12 protein-coding genes are annotated in these 17,004 nt (G+C 71.2%); 2 read left to right on the forward strand and 10 right to left on the reverse strand.

Features of this window, described 5'->3' with window-relative positions; all coding sequences use genetic code 11:
• Positions 1-86: 86 nt before the first annotated feature.
• Positions 87-2,582 (reverse strand): glycogen/starch/alpha-glucan phosphorylase, encoded by a 2,496-nt coding sequence (locus RWH45_RS01410; RefSeq protein ID WP_315993144.1) that lies wholly within the window; start codon positions 2,580-2,582, stop codon positions 87-89.
• A 110-nt stretch (positions 2,583-2,692) separates the two neighbouring features.
• Positions 2,693-4,531, reverse strand: coding sequence for an alpha/beta fold hydrolase (locus RWH45_RS01415; protein ID WP_315993145.1), 1,839 nt, complete (start codon positions 4,529-4,531; stop codon positions 2,693-2,695).
• A gap of 97 nt (positions 4,532-4,628) precedes the next feature.
• On the opposite strand from RWH45_RS01415, the gene RWH45_RS01420 reads away from it, so the two are divergent.
• Positions 4,629-5,438, forward strand: a complete 810-nt coding sequence (locus RWH45_RS01420; RefSeq protein ID WP_315993146.1) for a DUF1206 domain-containing protein — start codon at positions 4,629-4,631, stop codon at positions 5,436-5,438.
• 21 nt (positions 5,439-5,459) lie between these two features.
• On the opposite strand, the gene RWH45_RS01425 is transcribed toward RWH45_RS01420, so the two are convergent.
• The 6 genes from RWH45_RS01425 to ispG form a co-directional block, all read right to left on the reverse strand.
• Positions 5,460-6,281: an aldo/keto reductase gene (locus tag RWH45_RS01425; RefSeq protein WP_315993147.1), complete on the reverse strand. Its 822-nt coding sequence runs from the start codon at positions 6,279-6,281 to the stop codon at positions 5,460-5,462.
• Positions 6,282-6,446: 165 nt separating this feature from the next.
• Positions 6,447-8,243, reverse strand: a complete 1,797-nt coding sequence (locus RWH45_RS01430; protein ID WP_315993148.1) for a proline--tRNA ligase — start codon at positions 8,241-8,243, stop codon at positions 6,447-6,449.
• A gap of 49 nt (positions 8,244-8,292) precedes the next feature.
• Positions 8,293-9,483: a hypothetical protein gene (locus RWH45_RS01435; protein ID WP_315993149.1), complete on the reverse strand. Its 1,191-nt coding sequence runs from the start codon at positions 9,481-9,483 to the stop codon at positions 8,293-8,295.
• A complete protein-coding gene (locus RWH45_RS01440; RefSeq protein ID WP_315993150.1) occupies positions 9,480-10,010 on the reverse strand; it encodes an RNA polymerase sigma factor in 531 nt (176 codons plus the stop codon). Before RWH45_RS01440 ends, RWH45_RS01435 begins: the two co-directional genes overlap by 4 nt.
• 74 nt (positions 10,011-10,084) lie before the next feature.
• On the reverse strand, positions 10,085-11,269 hold the full coding sequence (locus RWH45_RS01445) for a benzoate/H(+) symporter BenE family transporter (RefSeq protein ID WP_315993151.1): 1,185 nt from the start codon (positions 11,267-11,269) through the stop codon (positions 10,085-10,087).
• 153 nt (positions 11,270-11,422) lie between these two features.
• On the reverse strand, positions 11,423-12,574 hold the full coding sequence (ispG, locus tag RWH45_RS01450) for a flavodoxin-dependent (E)-4-hydroxy-3-methylbut-2-enyl-diphosphate synthase (protein ID WP_176776587.1): 1,152 nt from the start codon (positions 12,572-12,574) through the stop codon (positions 11,423-11,425).
• 214 nt (positions 12,575-12,788) lie between these two features.
• Between ispG and RWH45_RS01455 the strand changes: the two genes are divergently transcribed.
• A complete protein-coding gene (locus RWH45_RS01455) occupies positions 12,789-14,750 on the forward strand; it encodes a chorismate-binding protein (RefSeq protein WP_315993152.1) in 1,962 nt (653 codons plus the stop codon).
• Positions 14,751-14,766: 16 nt separating this feature from the next.
• Here RWH45_RS01455 and RWH45_RS01460 read toward each other — a convergent pair whose 3' ends face one another.
• Together RWH45_RS01460 and RWH45_RS01465 are read right to left on the reverse strand one after the other, a co-directional pair.
• Positions 14,767-15,612 (reverse strand): endo alpha-1,4 polygalactosaminidase, encoded by an 846-nt coding sequence (locus RWH45_RS01460; protein ID WP_315993153.1) that lies wholly within the window; start codon positions 15,610-15,612, stop codon positions 14,767-14,769.
• Positions 15,609-16,925 (reverse strand): M50 family metallopeptidase, encoded by a 1,317-nt coding sequence (locus tag RWH45_RS01465; RefSeq protein ID WP_315993154.1) that lies wholly within the window; start codon positions 16,923-16,925, stop codon positions 15,609-15,611. Before RWH45_RS01465 ends, RWH45_RS01460 begins: the two co-directional genes overlap by 4 nt.
• Positions 16,926-17,004 lie beyond the last annotated feature (79 nt).

Here is a 17,004-nt window from a genome sequence, read left to right on the forward strand (position 1 = left end):
GCCGTGTCGCGACGGCCAGCCGCCGTCGTCTTCCTGCCAGAGCGTTCCGGATGCCGTGACGGCGGGGCCGCGGCATCCGGAACGGCTCAGCCGATCGGGGTGGCGTGCCAGATGCGGTCGAGGTAGTCGCGCATCGCCCGGTCGGAGGAGAAGTACCCGCTGCGCGCGACGTTGAGGATCGCCGAGCGCACCCATCCGTCCTGGTCGGCGTACGCGGCGTCGACGCGCTCCTGCGCGTCGAGGTACGACGAGAAGTCGGCGAGCGCCATGAAGCGGTCTTCGTAGAGGAGGTTCGACACGAGGGGCTCGAAGACCGTGCGGTCGCCGTCGGAGAACGCACCCGAGGCGATCAGGTCGATGGCGCTGCGCAGCCGCTCGTCGCGCTGGTAGAAGTCCGCGGGACGATAGCCGTCGGCCCAGAGCGCCTCGACCTCGGGCTCGCTCATGCCGAAGAGGAAGAAGTTGTCGTCGCCGACCAGCTGCCGGATCTCGACGTTCGCGCCGTCGTCGGTGCCGATGGTCAGCGCACCGTTCAGGGCCAGCTTCATGTTGCCCGTGCCCGAGGCCTCCTTGCCGGCGAGCGAGATCTGCTCCGACAGGTCGGCGGCGGGGATGATGCTCTCCGCCAGCGTCACGTTGTAGTTCGCCGGGTAGAGCACCTTGAGCTTGCCCTGGACGCGCTCGTCGGCGCTGACGACGTCGCCGACCGCGTTGATCAGGTGGATGATGCGCTTGGCCATGCCGTAGCCGGGGGCGGCCTTCGCGCCGAAGAGGAACGTGCGCGGTTGCACGGCATCCACATCGAGGCGCCCGGAGACGATGCCCTCGTACGTGCTGACGATGTGCAGGACCTTGAGCGTCTGCCGCTTGTACTCGTGCAGGCGCTTGATCATGACGTCGATGAGGTGGTCGTCCGACAGCGCCGGCTCCCCGCGGGCGTCGAGCACGCGGCTGAGCCGGCGCTTGTTCGACGCCTTCACCGCGGCGAACCGCTCGCGGAAGTCGGCGTCGTCGGCGAGCGCCTCGAGTCCCCGGAGGCGTTCGAGATCAACGGTCCATCCCGCGCCGAGCGCCTCGGTGATCAGCGCCGACAGCTCGGGGTTGGCCAGGCGCAGGAAGCGGCGGGGCGTGACGCCGTTGGTGACGTTGGTGAACTTGTCGGGCCACATCGTGGCGAAGTCCTTCAGCACGTTGTCGCGCAGCAGCTGCGAGTGCAGTTCGGCGACGCCGTTGACCTTGGATCCCGCGACCGTGGCGAGATAGGCCATGCGCACCGAACGGAACGGGTGCTCGCCGATGATCGACATGTTGCGGATGAGCAGTTCGTCGTCGCCGAAGCGCTCGCGAACCTCGAGCAGGAAGGCGTCGTTGATCTTGTAGATGATCTCGAGGTGGCGCGGCAGCAGACGACCGAGCAGATCGACCGACCACACCTCGAGCGCCTCGGGCAGCAGCGTGTGGCACGTGTACGCGAAGCACTTCTGCGTGATCGCCCACGCGGCATCCCACTCGATCTTCTTCTCGTCGACGAGCACGCGCATGAGCTCGGGGACGCCGATGACGGGGTGCGTGTCGTTGAGCTGGAAGATCACGCGCTCAGGGAGCTTCTCGAGGTCGAAGTCGTCGGGGAGGACGTTCTCGATGAAGTCCGCGATGGAAGCCGCGACGAAGAAGTACTGCTGCTGCAGGCGCAGCTCCTTGCCCTGGGGCGTGGAGTCCTCGGGGTAGAGCACCTTGGAGATGTTCTCGGCGAAGGTCTGTGCGCGGACCGACTGCACGTAGTCGCCGGAGTTGAAGGTGTGCAGGTCGAAGGCGTTCGTCGCGACCGCGCGCCACAGGCGCAGGGTGTTGACCCGGCCGTTGTGGTAGCCGGGAACCATCATGTTGTACGGCACCGCGAGCACGTTCCACTCCGGCACCCAGCGCGTGCGCTCGACGCCCTCGTCGTCGTAGGTCTCGGTGGTGCCGGCGAACGAGATCGTCTGCGCGGCCTCGGGGTGGGCGAAGTCCCACGGCGAGCCCATGCGCAGCCAGGCGTCGGGCTGCTCCACCTGCTGGCCGTCAACGAAGGCCTGGCGGAAGATGCCGTACTCGTAGCGGATGCCGTAGCCGATGGCCGGGACGCTCATGGTCGCCAGCGAGTCGACGAAGCACGCGGCCAGGCGGCCGAGGCCGCCGTTGCCGAGCCCCGGCTCGATCTCGACCGCGCGGAGATCGTCGATGTCGATGCCGCACTGCGCGAGCGCCTCGGTGGCGATGTCGGTCAGGCGCGCGGCGAGCAGATTGTTGTCGAGCTGGCGACCGAGCAGGTACTCGGCCGAGAGGTAGCAGACGGTCTTGTTCTGCTGCGCCTTCTGCTGCGCGCGGTCGTCGAACCACCGCGCCATGAGGTAGTCGCGCACCGTGTACGCGAGCGCGAGGTACTGGTCGTTGACGTCGGAGTTCGACAGCGTCACGCCCTGGTCGAAGTTCAGGTTCTGCAGGAACTGTTTCGCGAAGCCGTCGACGGATGCCGCCGGGGCGACGACGGGCGCGAGGGCCAGGGGGTGGGTCGGGCGCAGCTCAGGAGTGTTCTCGGGCACCCTCCGACCGTAATCAGAACCGTCATCACTGCCAAGACGGCATCCGCCACGACACACGATCTTCACCCGTTCGCCGCACGGGCGGAACCGCCCGGGTGCACCGGAGCGGTTCAGCGCAGGCCGCACCCGTCGACGACCTGGTCGCGGCCCTCGATGAGGTTCTTCGTCCAGCTGTAGAGCACGGGGAGGAAGCGCGATTTCGGCAGGATCGGTCGCAGATGGTCGTAGCCGGCGTAGGTAGCCCACCGCACCGGCTGGCCCTCGGCGCACAGCTCCTGCACGTAGTCGCGCTGCAGCTGCGGCGGGATGACCTCGTCATCGGCGCCCCACGCGACCAGCATCGGGGTGCCGAGCGGCGCGGTCATCGCGTTCTCGGCGAGGCGGCGTCCGAGTGCGCCGTCGGTGAGGTCGGCGTTGTAGAGCGGGCGGTCCTCGCTCACCCCGAGGGCCGTGAGCACCGACACGACCACACCCGGCTCGCTGGGGCACCGCTGGGTCATCTCGAGCACGATCGACCGGGAGCCCTCGGCGATGTAGTCGTCGAGGTGCACGTCGGCATAGGTCTCGGAGTACGGCACGAGCACCCACGACGTGATCACCGACAGCATGGCGTTCGGAGGGCCCGACAGCAGCTCGCGCGCCAGCGCGGGCGGATCGGCGACGGGGGCCACCACGGCGGTGCCCAGCACGTCGATGCCCGGGGCGTAGTCCTTCGCGATCGCGGTGGTCCACAGCGCCGCATGGCCGCCCTGCGAGTGCCCCCACACCACCGTGTCGGGCGAGAGCGTGAGGTCGGTGCGCAGCTCGCTCGCGGCTAGCACGGCGTCGAGGGACGACCGGGCCTCCCCCGCGCCGATCAGGTAGGGATAGGCGCCGGGAGCGCCCTGGCCCGAGAAGTCGGAGGCGACGACGACCCACCCGGCCTTGAGCGCCTGTTCGAGAGCGGGGATCGACCACTTCGTCGCCGACGCGTCGCGCAGGCTCGGTGCGCACCCCTGGGCCACGCCCGTCGTTCCGTGGTTCCAGACGATGACGGGACGCGGGCCCGGCGGCAGATCCGTGGGCACGATGACCAGGGCGCTGGCCACGGCGGGCCGGTTCGCGGCATCCCGGGTCGTGTAGAGCATCCGCGTGACCGCGCCGTTCTCGGGGAGGCGGCCGAGGTAGGCGTCGGAGCGGATGAGCCGGCCGTGGCCGCTCGGCACCTGCGCGGGCGGGTCGTAGAACGCATCCACCACCGGGGCTCCGGCGTCGAGCCAGTCGTTCAGCCACCACCCGCCCGCGGCCGTCGCGACGAGCACGAGCGACAGGGCGTACCGACCCGCGGCGGCCCATCCGGCGCGGATGCGCCGGCGTCGCAGCGCACGCTGCGCGTCGAACGGCGTCTTCCGCACGCGAGGACGACGGATGCCGGCCACCCCGCGCGCGAGGACTCCCAGGCCGAACACGATCGTGCGCACACCGAAGACGACGGCGAGCACGAGCACCGTCACGTCGGGCCAGGTGAAGGACAGCACCCCGAAGGCGATCTGCGCGACGCCCCACGACAGCGAGAGGATGCGCGCGCTCGCGCCGCCACGACTCACGGCCCGGCCGATCGAGGCCAGTCCACCGATCACCAGCAGCACGGCGAGCACCGGCGGCAGCAGTTCGAGACTGCGGCCGAGCCAGACGAGGACGGCGAGGCCCGCGACGATCCAGGCGGCCGACACCGATCGCGCCCACCAGTTCGCCGGTCGTCCGACGAGCTCGACGATCCCCATGACCACCGCGCTCGCACCGACGTAGATGCCCAGCAGCACGAGAGAGGTCAGCGGACGCGAGACGATCAGCACGCCGAGCGCCACCACCACCGCACCGATCACGAGCAGCACCCGCGGCGGGGCGTTGCGCACGAGTGAGGGAAGGGCGTTCCACCGGCTCGGGCGCGATCGGCGGGTGGCGGGCATCAGGCCATGATAGGCACCGTCATCCGGCGCGACGGTCCGGTGGACGCCCCCGCGCAAGCGAGTGGCGGCGACGGCCCGAACGGCATACGGTGCCGGAATGCCCTCGACCGCTCGTACCGCAGCCCGGGAGGCCGAGGCGAACCCCGCCTTCCGGCTCGCCGCCCGCGCGGGCTACGCCGCCAACGGCGCGCTGCACCTGCTGATCGGCGCGCTCGTGATCGCCGTGGGCCTGGGAGCGACGGAGGACAGCGACCAGACGGGCGCCTTCCGCGCCCTCGCGGCGGTGCCGCTCGGCGCCGTCGCGCTGTGGGCCCTGGCGGTGGGGCTCGTCACCCTCGGGGCATGGCATCTGCTGCAGGCCTTCGCTCCACGGCACCTCACCATGTGGCGCCGTCTCGCGCGCATCGCGGCGGAAGCACCGCAGGGCCTGGTGTTCGTCTTCATCGGTCTCGTCGCGGCATCCGTCGCCCTCGGCGCCCGTCCCCGAGCCGAACAGACCACCGAGGACCTCAGCCGCGGCGTCCTGATGTGGCCGATCGGCGGCTTCCTGCTGGGTGTCGTCGGTCTCGCCGTGGCGGGTGTGGGCATCGGCTTCGTGTGGATGGGGATCCGACGCTCGTTCCACTCCAAGGTCCGCGTGCCCCGGGGTCGACGCGGCCTCGCCCTCACGGCACTCGGGGTTATCGGATTCCTCGCCAAGGGCGTCGCCCTGGTGATCGTCGGAGTCCTTCTGACGGTCGCCGCCATCACGGTCGAACCCGACACCGCGGGCGGACTCGATGGCGCGGTCGCGGCCGTCATCGCCCTGCCCGCGGGGCCGTTTCTCGCGTGCCTCGTCGGCCTCGGATTCCTCTCCTACGGGGTGTTCACGATCTTCCGCGCGCGCTACGCCCGTCTCGACGCGTGAGAGGTTCCGCCCGAGCGGCGCTCAGTCCAGGCTGGGGTCCCGACCGGTGCGCTCCCCCGTCTCCAACGTCGCGATCCGCGCGTGGTCGTCGGCGTCGAGGGTGAAGTCGAACACGTCGCCGTTCTCGCGGATGCGATCGAGGGAGACCGACTTGGGGAACACCACGAGGGTGCGATCGAGGTGCCAGCGGATGACGACCTGAGCGGGGGTCTTGCCGTACTTCTCGGCGATCTGCGCCAACACGGGTTCGTCGAGCAAGCCACCGCGGGCGAGCGGCGCCCACGACTCGGTGACGATGCCGTTCGCGGCATCCCAGTCGACCAGCTCGTTCTGCGGGAACCGGGGGTGCAGCTCGACCTGGTTGATCGACGGCAGCACGCCGGTCTCGTCGCGCAGGCGCGCGAGGTGAGGGATCGCGAAGTTGCTCACGCCGATCGAGGTCGCGCGTCCCTCCTGTTGCAGGCGCACCAGCGCCTTCCACGTCTCGACGTAGCGGTCGGCGCTGGGAATGGGCCAGTGGATGAGGTACAGGTCGACCCGGTCGAGACCGAGCTTCGCGGCGCTCGCGTCGAACGCGTGCAGCGTCTGGTCGAACCCCTGGTCGTCGTTCCACACCTTGGTGGTGACGAAGACCTCGTCGCGGTCGAGCCCCGAGGCGCGCAGTCCCTCGCCGACCTCGGTCTCGTTGCCGTACAGGGCGGCCGTGTCCACGTGGCGACAACCCGCGGCGAGCGCCCCCGCCACGAGACCGGCGGTGACGTCGGCGGGCACCTTGTAGGTGCCGATGCCGAGCTGCGGGATCGTGGAGCCGTCGGACAGAGACAGGCGGGGTGCCGAGATCATGGCATCCACGCTACCGAGTCCTCCTCGTCCGTCGGGGTCTCTTGACCGCCCGCCGCGGCCGGCAGCGTGAGAGACCGCGAGACGACATCCCGCTGATGACCCGGCTGCACTCTGCAACCGTGTGGTCAGCGAGATGCCGTCTCGCGAGGAGAGGCGGGACGAGCGTCAGCGGGTCAGCGCCGCAACGGCGTCGGCGACGGAGAGCGTCTCGCGCTCGCCCGTGCGGCGGTCCCACAGCTCGACCTGCCCCTCGGCGGCGCCGCGGCCCACGATGAGGATGCGCGGGATGCCGACGAGCTCGGCGTCGCCGAACTTCACACCGGGCGAGACCTTGGGGCGGTCGTCGTACAGGACGTCGAGGCCGGCCGCCTCGAGCTGGTCGGAGAAGGATGCAGCGAGCTCGAACGCGGCGGCGTCGCGGCCGGTGGCCACCACGTGCACGTCGAACGGGGCGACCGACTCCGGCCAGATCAGGCCCTTGTCGTCGTTGTTCAGCTCGGCGATGATCGCGAGGATGCGGGTCACGCCGATGCCGTAGGAGCCCATCGTGACGGTCGCGAGCTTGCCGTTCTCGTCGAGCACCTTCAGTCCGAGCGCCTCGGCGTACTTGCGGCCGAGCTGGAAGACGTGGCCGATCTCCATGCCGCGGGCCAGCTCCACGGGGCCCGAGCCGTCGGGGGCAGGGTCGCCGGCGCGCACGGTCGAGACCTCGACGAAGCCGTCGCCGACGAAGTCGCGGCCGGCGACGAGCGAGTGCACGTGCTTCTGGTCGATGTTCGCGCCGGTGATCCACGCGGTGCCGTCGACCACGCGGGGGTCGAGCACGTAGCGGATCTTCGTCGCCGACTCCTCGCCGAGCACGGGACCGGTGGGCGACCAGGGGCCGATGTAGCCCTTGACCAGCAGCGGGTTCTTCGCGAAGTCGTCTTCGGTTGCCGCTTCGACCTCGGCGGGGGCGAAGGCGACCTCGACGCGCTTGTCGTCGACGTCGCGGTCGCCGGGCAGGCCCACGACGACGAGCTCGCGGGTGCCGTCGAGGTGGGTCAGTGCCAGCACGACGTTCTTCAGCGTGTGCGCCGCGGTCCACGCGGTGGCCCCGTCCGTCGCGGGGCCGGCGATGCCGGGCGCGGGAGCGTCGAGGTGCGCATTGGCGTGGTCGACGAGGGTCGCGATCGTGGGGGTGTTCGGGGAGTCGAAGACCACCGCATCCGGCTGTCCCCCGATCGGGAGCGCCTCGGGCGCGACCGTCGTGAAGGCCTCGACGTTGGCGGCGTACCCGCCGGCGGAGCGCACGAAGGTGTCTTCGCCGATCGGGGTCGGGTGCAGGAACTCCTCCGACTTCGAGCCACCCATCGCCCCCGCGTCGGCGGCGACGATGACGTACTCCAGCCCGAGGCGGGTGAAGATGCGCTCGTAGGCGTCGCGCTGGGCCTGGTACGAGGCGTCGAGCCCGGCATCCGTCGCGTCGAACGAGTACGCGTCCTTCATCGTGAACTCGCGGCCGCGCAGGAGACCGGCGCGGGGACGCGCCTCGTCGCGGTACTTGTCCTGGATCTGGTAGATCGTCAGCGGAAGGTCCTTGTACGACGAGTAGAGGTCCTTCACCAGGAGCGTGAACATCTCCTCGTGCGTGGGAGCGAGGAGGTAGTCGGCGCCCTTGCGGTCCTGCAGGCGGAACAGCGCGTCGCCGTACTCCTCCCAGCGGCCGGTGACCTCGTACGGCTCGCGCGGCAGCAGCGCCGGGAAGTGCACCTCGAAGGCTCCGGCGTTCGCCATCTCTTCGCGCACGACCGTCTCGATCTTGGCCTTGACCTTCAGACCGAGAGGGAGCCAGGCGAAGATGCCCGGGGCGTTGCGACGGATGTATCCGGCGCGCACGAGCAGGCGGTGGCTCGTGACCTCGGCATCCGAGGGGTCTTCGCGAAGCGTGCGGAGGAAGTAGTTCGACAGACGGGTGACCACGAGAGTCGAGTCTAGGCCGCGCGGACCGGGAGGACGGATGCCGGGCGCCTCACGCCGCCAGGTCCAGATCGGCCGCGAGCCGCGAGACGAGGTCGACCCACTCGCCGGTGTCCCTTCCGTTCCCGTAGACGGTGAGCCGGGTCTCCCCGACGACGGCGATGATCGTGGTCGACACACCGTTCGGTGCGCCGTCCTCGATCCAGGCGGCCGACGTCCCCGGGATGTCGATCGGTCGCATGGAGCGCTCCTCGAGGTCGGCGGCGGCGGGCTCGCCCAGGAGCGGCTGCGTGTAGAAGCCGAGGGCGAGGGCCCGACCGGAGCCGTCGGTCGGATACGACGACCACCCGCAGAAGCGGGCGACCCCCGCGGCCACGGCGATGTCCCAGACCGGCCCGGACGCGACGTTGTCGCTGGGGTATCCGGTCTCGACGTCGGCACCCGCCCAGTCCGACACCAGCGCGTCGAGCTCTGCGCACGCGGGAAGGGGCGCTCCGGCCACCTCGTCACGGGGGACGCCGACGGCGCCCGCGAGGCGCGGTTCGACGGTGGAGAGCACGTCCTGGGCCGCCGCGCGCACGCGCTCCACCGCGGCGGTGACCTCCGGCGACGGGTCGCGGTTGTACGCCGGGTCCCACCAGTTCACCCCGACCCACAGGTCGCCGATCGTCTTCTCGGCGAGGCAGAGCTCGCCCGGCCCGCAACGCTCGTCGGCGCGCCAGGCATCGACGGTGCCGTCGGGAAGCGCCGCGCTCGGAACGACCGTGACGCTGAACCCGTCCTGGTCCGTGGACCATGCGCACGAGAGCCCGCCGAGCAGTCCCAGCATGTCGTTCTGCCGCGGCGGAGTCGACTGGCTGCTGTTCGCGAACGGCGATGCGACCGCCTCCGGAATGAATCCGCCCGCCTCATCGGCGTCGAGCAGAGCCTCGCACCGACCGCCGAGCACGACGGCGGGTTCCGGCCGCTCCGGGGGCGAGACCGACGACGCGCTCGGGGTCGGGGTGGGCGCGGGCTCGACGATCGAGGCCGTCGGGGTCGGTGAGGGCGACGTGGCGACCTGCGGCGCGCCCAGGGTCGAGGTCACCGCCACTCCCCCGGCGATGCCGACGACCAGCACCGCCGCGATGGATCCGGCGATCCAGGCCCCCCGGTGCGCGCCGACCGGGGTGATCTCGCGAGCAGCGCCCACGATCCGCGCGCGCAGAGCGGCGCGCTCCTCGGGCGTCAGTTCGTCGTTCATGCCCGTGCCCCTTCCAGCGCGACCTCGTCGCGCAGCTTCGCCTTGGCGCGGGCCAGCCGCGATTTGACCGTCCCGGCCGGGATGCCGAGGGCCTGCGCCACCTCGCGCTCGGCATAGCCCTCCAGCACGGCCAGGACCACGACGGCCTGCTCGCGCTCCGGCAGCCTCTTCAACGCCGCGAGCACGCCGCTGTCGTCCTGCCCGTGCATCGCCCGCGGCGCGGGGACCGGCGCCCGGTCGAGCAGCGCCCGATACCGCCGGCCCGACCGCTCGAGATTCCGCGCGCAGTGCGCGACCGTCGTCAGCAACCACGGCAGGGGCGACCCCTCGACCAGGCGGACCGAGGCGCGCTTGCGCCACAGCTCGAAGAACGCCACGGTCACGGCATCCTTCGCATCCTCCCGTGCCGTCAGCAGTCGCGAGGCGTGCCGGAACAGGCGCGCCTCGTAGCGGTCGAACAGCGCGGCGAGCGCGAGCTCGTCCCCTTGGCGAACCCGGCCCCACAGTCCGGCGTCGTCGTCATCCACACTCAGTAGTGTCCGTGAGACTCCGTTCGGTTCCCGCACGAGCAACGCGGACGATAACGAAACGGTGACGGCTGTCAGCCGGCCCGCCGGCCGAGATGCAGCGCCGTGCGCACCACGAGACCGGCCAGCAGTGCCCAGAACGCCGCACTGACCCCGAACACGGCGATCCCGGATGCCGCGACGAGGAACGTCACGACCGCCGGCAACCGCTCGCCCGGGTCGTCGATGGCCTGCTGCACCGCGGATCCGAACGCGCCGAAGAGAGCGACGCCCGCGACGGCGGGGATGACGCCCGCCGGGGCCAGGAGGACGATCGCCGCGAAGGCCGCCGACAGGGCGCCCAGCACGAGATAGGTGCCGCCGGCCGACACGCCCGCCACCCACCGGCGTCGCGGGTCGGGGTGCGCGTCCGGTCCCGCGGCGATGGCCGCGCTGATCGCCCCGAGGTTCATCGCGTGCCCGCCGAAGCCGGCCGCGGCCGCCGACCCCAGGCCGGTGACGAGCATCGCCGGCCGCCACGGGATCGTGTAGCCGAGGCTCTTCATGACCGCGACGCCGGGCACGTTCTGCGACGCCATCGTCACCACGAAGAGCGGCAGGGCGATGCCCACCACCGCGCCGATCGTGAGCGTCGGGGCGGTGACCTCCAGGCGGGGCAGCAGGGATGCGGCATCCGTGTCGACCCCGGTGCGCGCGAGCTCGACCGCGACCACGACGATCGCCGCCACGAACGCGAGCGGCACCGCCCAGCGGGGCAGCAGGCGGGATGCCACGAGCCAGACGATCAGCACCGGGGCGACGCTCCACGGGTCGTCGACGAGGCCGACGAACGGCGCCACGCACAGCGGCAGCAGGACGCCGGCGAGCATGGCCTGCGCGATGGAGGGAGGGATGCGGGCGATCAGGGCGCCCAGGGGCGGGAAGAGCGCGGTGCAGAGGATGAGCGCGGCGCACACGAGGAACCCGCCGACGACCGCGGGCCACCCGCCGTCGACGGCGCCCGTCGCCGCGAGCAGCGCGACGCCCGGTGTGGACCACGCCACGGTGATCGGGATGCGGTACCGCGCCGCGAGGACGATGCAGCCGACGCCCACGACCAGCGTGATGGCGAGCAGCCCGCTCGCCGCCTGCGCGGGAGACGCGCCCACGGCGCCGAGACCCGTCAGCACGACGGCGAAGGTGCTGGTGAAGCCGACGAGAGCGGTCACGACCCCCGCGACGAGCGGACGGGCGAGCGAGGGCGCGGGAGTCTCGGTCATGGGACTCCCGACGCTATCGGACGTCGGCCCGCGGGTCGGTGCGGCGCGGGTGAGCCGTGCCGGATCGAGCGGCGTGCAGTCCTCCGCGGCAGCTCATGCGTCGCCGGTCACGCCCATCGGTCGGGGCGCACCGCGCGTGGGAGGGCGGTCGGCTCAGGCCGTGATGACCTGCGCCGTTCCGGTCGCGGCATCCGGACCCATCTCGTCGGCGAGGCGGTTGGCCTCTTCGATGAGGGTCTGCACGATCTCGGCCTCGGGCACGGTCTTGATGACCTGGCCCTTGACGAAGATCTGGCCCTTGCCGTTGCCCGACGCCACGCCGAGGTCGGCGTCGCGCGCCTCGCCGGGTCCGTTCACGACACAGCCCATGACGGCCACGCGCAGCGGAACGGTCATGTCCTTCAAACCCTCGGTCACGTCGTCGGCGAGCGTGTACACGTCGACCTGCGCGCGACCGCACGAGGGGCACGAGACGATCTCGAGCTTGCGCTCGCGCAGATTCAGCGACTGCAGGATCTGGTGCCCGACCTTGACTTCTTCGGCCGGAGGTGCCGACAGCGAGACGCGGATCGTGTCGCCGATCCCCTCCGAGAGCAGGATGCCGAACGCCGTGGCGCTCTTGATCGTGCCCTGGAACGCGGGGCCGGCCTCGGTCACGCCGAGGTGCAGCGGCCAGTCGCCCCGCTCGGCGAGCAGGCGGTAGGCCTTGACCATGACGATCGGGTCATTGTGCTTGACCGAGATCTTGAAGTCGTGGAAGTCGTGCTCCTCGAACAGCGAGGCCTCCCACACGGCGCTCTCGACGAGCGCCTCGGGGGTGGCCTTGCCGTACTTCTCGAGCAGGCGGCGGTCGAGCGACCCGGCGTTGACGCCGATGCGCAGGGAGACGCCGGCATCCTTGGCGGCCTTGGCGATGGCGCCGACCTGGTCGTCGAACTTGCGGATGTTGCCGGGGTTCACGCGCACGGCGCCGCACCCGGCGTCGATCGCCTGGAAGACGTACTTCGGCTGGAAGTGGATGTCGGCGATGACGGGGATCTGGCTCTTCTTCGCGATGATGTGCAGCACATCGGCGTCGTCCTGCGACGGCACGGCGACGCGCACGATCTCGCAGCCGGATGCCGTGAGCTCGGCGATCTGCTGGAGGGTGGCGTTGATGTTGGTCGTCGGCGTCGTGGTCATCGACTGGACGCTCACGGGGGCGTCGCCGCCGACGAGCACCTTCCCGACCCGGATCTGACGGGTCTTGCGACGGGGAGCGAGGGTCTCCGGCACGCGGGGCATTCCGAGATTCACAGCAGGCACGCGCTCAGCCTACGCCGCCGTCGCTGGACGGAGCCGGAACAGGCTGCGAATGCTCCCTGTGGTAGGTTCGGCGCCATGCGCGCGCAACTCAGCTGGTGGCCCACCGTCTAGGCGGTGAGCACGCGTGCGACAGACCGCCCTCCCTCGGGATCCGGGCGGTCTTCGTGTTTTCGGCGGCCGCGTAGGACCCTCGCTCACAGACGGAAGTACTTCGATGACCGGGCCCGACCCCTCCTCTCTGATCCACGATCTGCTCGCAGGTTCCGCGCCGTTCGCGCTCATCGCGCGCGGCCCCGCCGCGGGTGACGACGCCACCGTCGAGGTGCTCACCGGCGACGTCGTCGACGTGGACCTCCTCGCCGACATCCCGCTGACCGACGTCGACGGCGTCGCCCGCGAGGTACTGGCGCTCGTGCCGTTCCGTCAGGTGCGCGAGCGCGGGTTCGTCTGTCACGACGACGGCGCTCCGCTTCGCTGCCTCGTCATCGGCGAGCGCGTCGTCCTCCCCCGTGCCGGGGTCATGGCATCCCTCCCCTCCGCTCCCGTGGACCTCGCGGACGCCGGGTTCGACATCGCCGACGAGGAGTACGCCGACATCGTGCGGCGCGTGATCGCCGAGGAGATCGGTCGCGGCGAGGGGGCGAACTTCGTCATCCGGCGGGACTTCGTCGCGGGCGTCGACGCCGATCCCCGCGCCGCGGCGCTGACCTGGTTCCGCGCGCTGCTCGAGCACGAGAAGGGCGCGTACTGGACCTTCGCGATCGTCACCGAGGGGCACATCGCCGTCGGGGCGAGCCCGGAGGCGCACGTGAGCGCCCAGGACGGCATCGTCACGATGAACCCCATCTCGGGCACGTTCCGCCACCCCGCGGGCGGCGCCACCGCGGACACGCTCGCGGAGTTCCTGCGCTCGACGAAGGAGACCGAGGAGCTCTTCATGGTCGTCGACGAGGAGCTCAAGATGATGAGCGCCGTGTGCAGCGACGGGGGGCGCATCACGGGCCCGCACCTGAAGGAGATGTCGCGCCTCACCCACACCGAGTACATGCTGCGCGGGCGCAGCGACCTCGACCCCCGCGACATCCTGCGCGAGACGATGTTCGCCCCCACGGTCACCGGCTCCCCCATGCAGAACGCCTGCACCGTGATCGCCCGCCACGAGACGACCCCGCGCGGGTACTACTCGGGCGTCGCGGCACTGTTTACACCCAACGGCAACGCCGAGGGACCCACGCACGACCTCGACGCGCCCATCCTGATCCGCACGGCGTACCTCGTCGACGGACGCCTGCGCGTACCCGTGGGTGCGACGCTCGTGCGCCACTCCGACCCCTACGGCGAGGTCGGCGAGACGCACGGCAAGGCCGCGGGCGTCCTCGGGGCGATCGGCGCGATCCCCCGTGACGTCCCCGTCGTCCCCGCCGATGCGGATCCCGACGCCCCGGTGGCCGAGCGCCGACCGCTCGCGGAGGATCCCGCGATCGCCGAGCTCCTGGCATCCCGCAACGACCGTCTCGCACCGTTCTGGATGAACCCGCAGGACCCCGACGGATCGGGCCCGTTCGCGGGCCGCACGGCCCTGGTCGTGGATGCCGAGGACCGCTTCACCACGATGCTCGCCCACCAGCTGCGCCACCTCGGGCTCGACACCCGCATCGTGCACTGGGCGGACGTCTCGGACACCGAGGTGGATGCCGCGGACCTCGTGGTGTCGGGACCCGGACCCGGCGACCCGCGCGACGACACCCCGCGCATGGAGGCCATGCGCGGCGTCGTCGGACGCCGGACCGCTCGGCGCGACCCCCTTCTCGCCGTGTGCCTGAGCCACCAGATCCTGGCCGACTCCCTCGGTATCGAGCTCACGCCGCTCGATCGCCCGCATCAGGGACTGCAGAAGAGCGTCGACGTGTTCGGCGAGGACGCCTCGATCGGCTTCTACAACACCTTCACCGCGCGCGTGCACCCGGGCGACAGTCGGAGCATCGCGTACGACCGGGGCGAGGTCGTGGCCCCCCTCGACGTCGACGTCGCCGCCGACCCCCTGACCGGAGACGTCTACGCCCTGCAGGGTCCCGGTTTCGCGAGCGTGCAGGGGCACCTGGAGTCGATCCTGTCGCGCGACGGCATGCGGACGCTCGAGCGGCTCATCGCGCATGCGCTTACCGACGCGTCCTGACGCCGGGGCGGCGCTCTCAGGAGGCGCAGGCCTCGAAGACGTGGCCGGATGCCGGCGGCGCGACCAGCTGCAGGTCGCGCCGGATCATCGACACGCGCGGATCGGCGTCGCCGCAGGCCGCGAGGAAGTCGTCGCGCGACGTCTCGTCGACGTACTCGACGTCGAGCACCGCCGGATAGACGGCGCTGTAGTCGTCGCACTCCGCGAAGGCCGCGCACGACTCCGCGACGGCGAAATCGAACCCTGCGGCCGCCAGCTCCTCGGCGTGCTCCGCGGTGTTCTTCTGGGCGACGGCGAGCCCTGCGTCGTGGGCGATGCGCACGTACGCCTCGGCGAGGGACCGGTTGTCGCCCCAGGTGAGTGCGCCATCGCTGCGCGTGTACGAGTCGAGGTTGTCGATCTCGACGGCCGCGTAGCCGTCGGCGGCGCAGCCGCGGATCTGCTCCCCCACGAGGTCGACCAGCTGTGATCGGCTTGCCTCGCTCGACGTGTCGAAGAGGTACTCGTCGGGCCATCCGGCATCCACGAGGGGGCCGTCGACTCCGGCGACGAGCAGCTCGGGCCGATCCCGGGCGACAGCCGCCGAATCCTCGGGCTGCGTCTGGAACCCGTTGACGTAGCAGACGTCGTATCCGGCGCCCGCGGGTGGGGCCGTGCGATCGCGGACGACGATGTCGACCCCGTCCGACGGCGGGTAGGCACCGCCGAGCTGGTAGTCGAAGCCCGCCCCCTGCGGGGGGAGGCGCACCGCGCCCCCGGTCGACGGCGGGCCGGATGCCGGGGCGCAGCCGGTCGACACGGCGAGGGCCGCCACGACGACGACGCCGAGAGCCCCCACCCGTGCGAACCGGCCCCGCGTCACAGCAGCTGTATCGGATTGAACACGTCGGCGAGGAACAGCACGCCGCCCATGCCCACCAGCAGCACGACGACGACGAAGGTCACGGGCACGAGCTTCGTGGCATCCACCGGGCGTGCGACCGTGCCGCGCAGACGCGCGATCCGTCGCTTGAGGCCGTCCCACAGGGCGACGACGACGTGCCCGCCGTCCAGGGGCAGCAGCGGGATCAGGTTGAAGACGAACAGGGCGATGTTCAGGGCGGCGAGCAGGCCGATGATCGACTGCACGCGCGCGGCGATCGGCGCGTCCACGGCGGCGTACTCGCCCGCGAGGCGTCCGGCGCCGACGACGCTCAGGGGGCCGTTCGGGTCGCGGGGCTGACCGGTGACGAGGTCGACCGCGGTGTCGTAGACGCGGACCGGCAACTGCGTCATGATCTGCGCGACCGCGCCGACCTGCTGGATCGTCGCCTCGGGCCCTGCCCAGAGGGGCTGCGGCACGAGCGCGGACTGCGGGGTGAGTCCCGCGAAACCCACGCTCTGGTACTCGGGCTGCCCGGCCGCATCGAGCACGGGTCGTCCGTCGGCTCCGGTGACCGCCCGGTCGGTCTGCACGGGCGTGATCGTGAGCGTCTGCTCGGAGCCGTCGCGCTCGATCACGACGGGCAGGGCCCGACCCGGCGAGCGCTGGATGACGGCGGCGGCCTCGTCGAAGGTGGACACCGCGGTGCCGTCGATCGAGACGATGGTGTCGCCCGGCAGCAGTCCGGCGGCGGCCGCGGGGGCGACGGGGTCGCTCGCCTCGCAGGCCGAGCGATCGGCGGTGGCCGGGATGACGCACTGCGACACCGAGGCGACCGTCGTCGTCCCCTGCGCGATGCCGATGCCGCTCACGGCGACGGCCGACAGCACGAACGCCAGCAGGAGGTTCATGATCGGTCCGCCGAGCATGACGATGATGCGCTTGTACACGGGCAGTTTGTAGAAGACGCGGTCGTCGGCGGCGATGAGGGTCTCGGCGTTGGCGTCGCGGGCGTCCTGCACCATGGTGGCGAAGAAGCGCGAGCGCTTGGTTCCGGGCTCGGCGTCGTCGGGCGCCGGCGGATACATGCCGGCCATCGAGATGAACCCGCCGAGCGGCAGCAGTTTGAAGCCGTACTCGGTCTCGCCGACCCGCTTGGACCACAGTGTCGGTCCGAACCCGATCATGTACTGCCCGACGCGTACGCCGAAGAGCTTGGCGGGCAGCAGATGCCCGATCTCGTGCAGGGCGATCGAGATCGCGAGGCCGATCACGAGCACGAGCACGCCGATGAGGAAGGCGATCGCGGTCACCTTCGTGACGATACCGCCGGGAGGCTTTGAACGGCCCGTGCGGCCGCGATGCGGTGTCTCTGCGGCACCGGATGCGACA

The sequence above is a fragment of the Microbacterium galbum genome (assembly GCF_032464915.1).
In the GTDB taxonomy this organism is placed as follows: domain Bacteria; phylum Actinomycetota; class Actinomycetes; order Actinomycetales; family Microbacteriaceae; genus Microbacterium; species Microbacterium galbum.

Bases quoted from the DNA above. Each gene is read 5' to 3' on its own strand.
- RWH45_RS01415 (WP_315993145.1), bottom strand. From the start codon at position 4,531: ATGCCCGCCACCCGCCGATCGCGCCCGAGCCGGTGGAACGCCCTTCCC.
- RWH45_RS01420 (WP_315993146.1), top strand. From the start codon at position 4,629: ATGCCCTCGACCGCTCGTACCGCAGCCCGGGAGGCCGAGGCGAACCCC.
- RWH45_RS01425 (WP_315993147.1), bottom strand. From the start codon at position 6,281: ATGATCTCGGCACCCCGCCTGTCTCTGTCCGACGGCTCCACGATCCCG.
- RWH45_RS01435 (WP_315993149.1), bottom strand. From the start codon at position 9,483: ATGAACGACGAACTGACGCCCGAGGAGCGCGCCGCTCTGCGCGCGCGG.
- RWH45_RS01445 (WP_315993151.1), bottom strand. From the start codon at position 11,269: ATGACCGAGACTCCCGCGCCCTCGCTCGCCCGTCCGCTCGTCGCGGGG.
- RWH45_RS01455 (WP_315993152.1), top strand. From the start codon at position 12,789: ATGACCGGGCCCGACCCCTCCTCTCTGATCCACGATCTGCTCGCAGGT.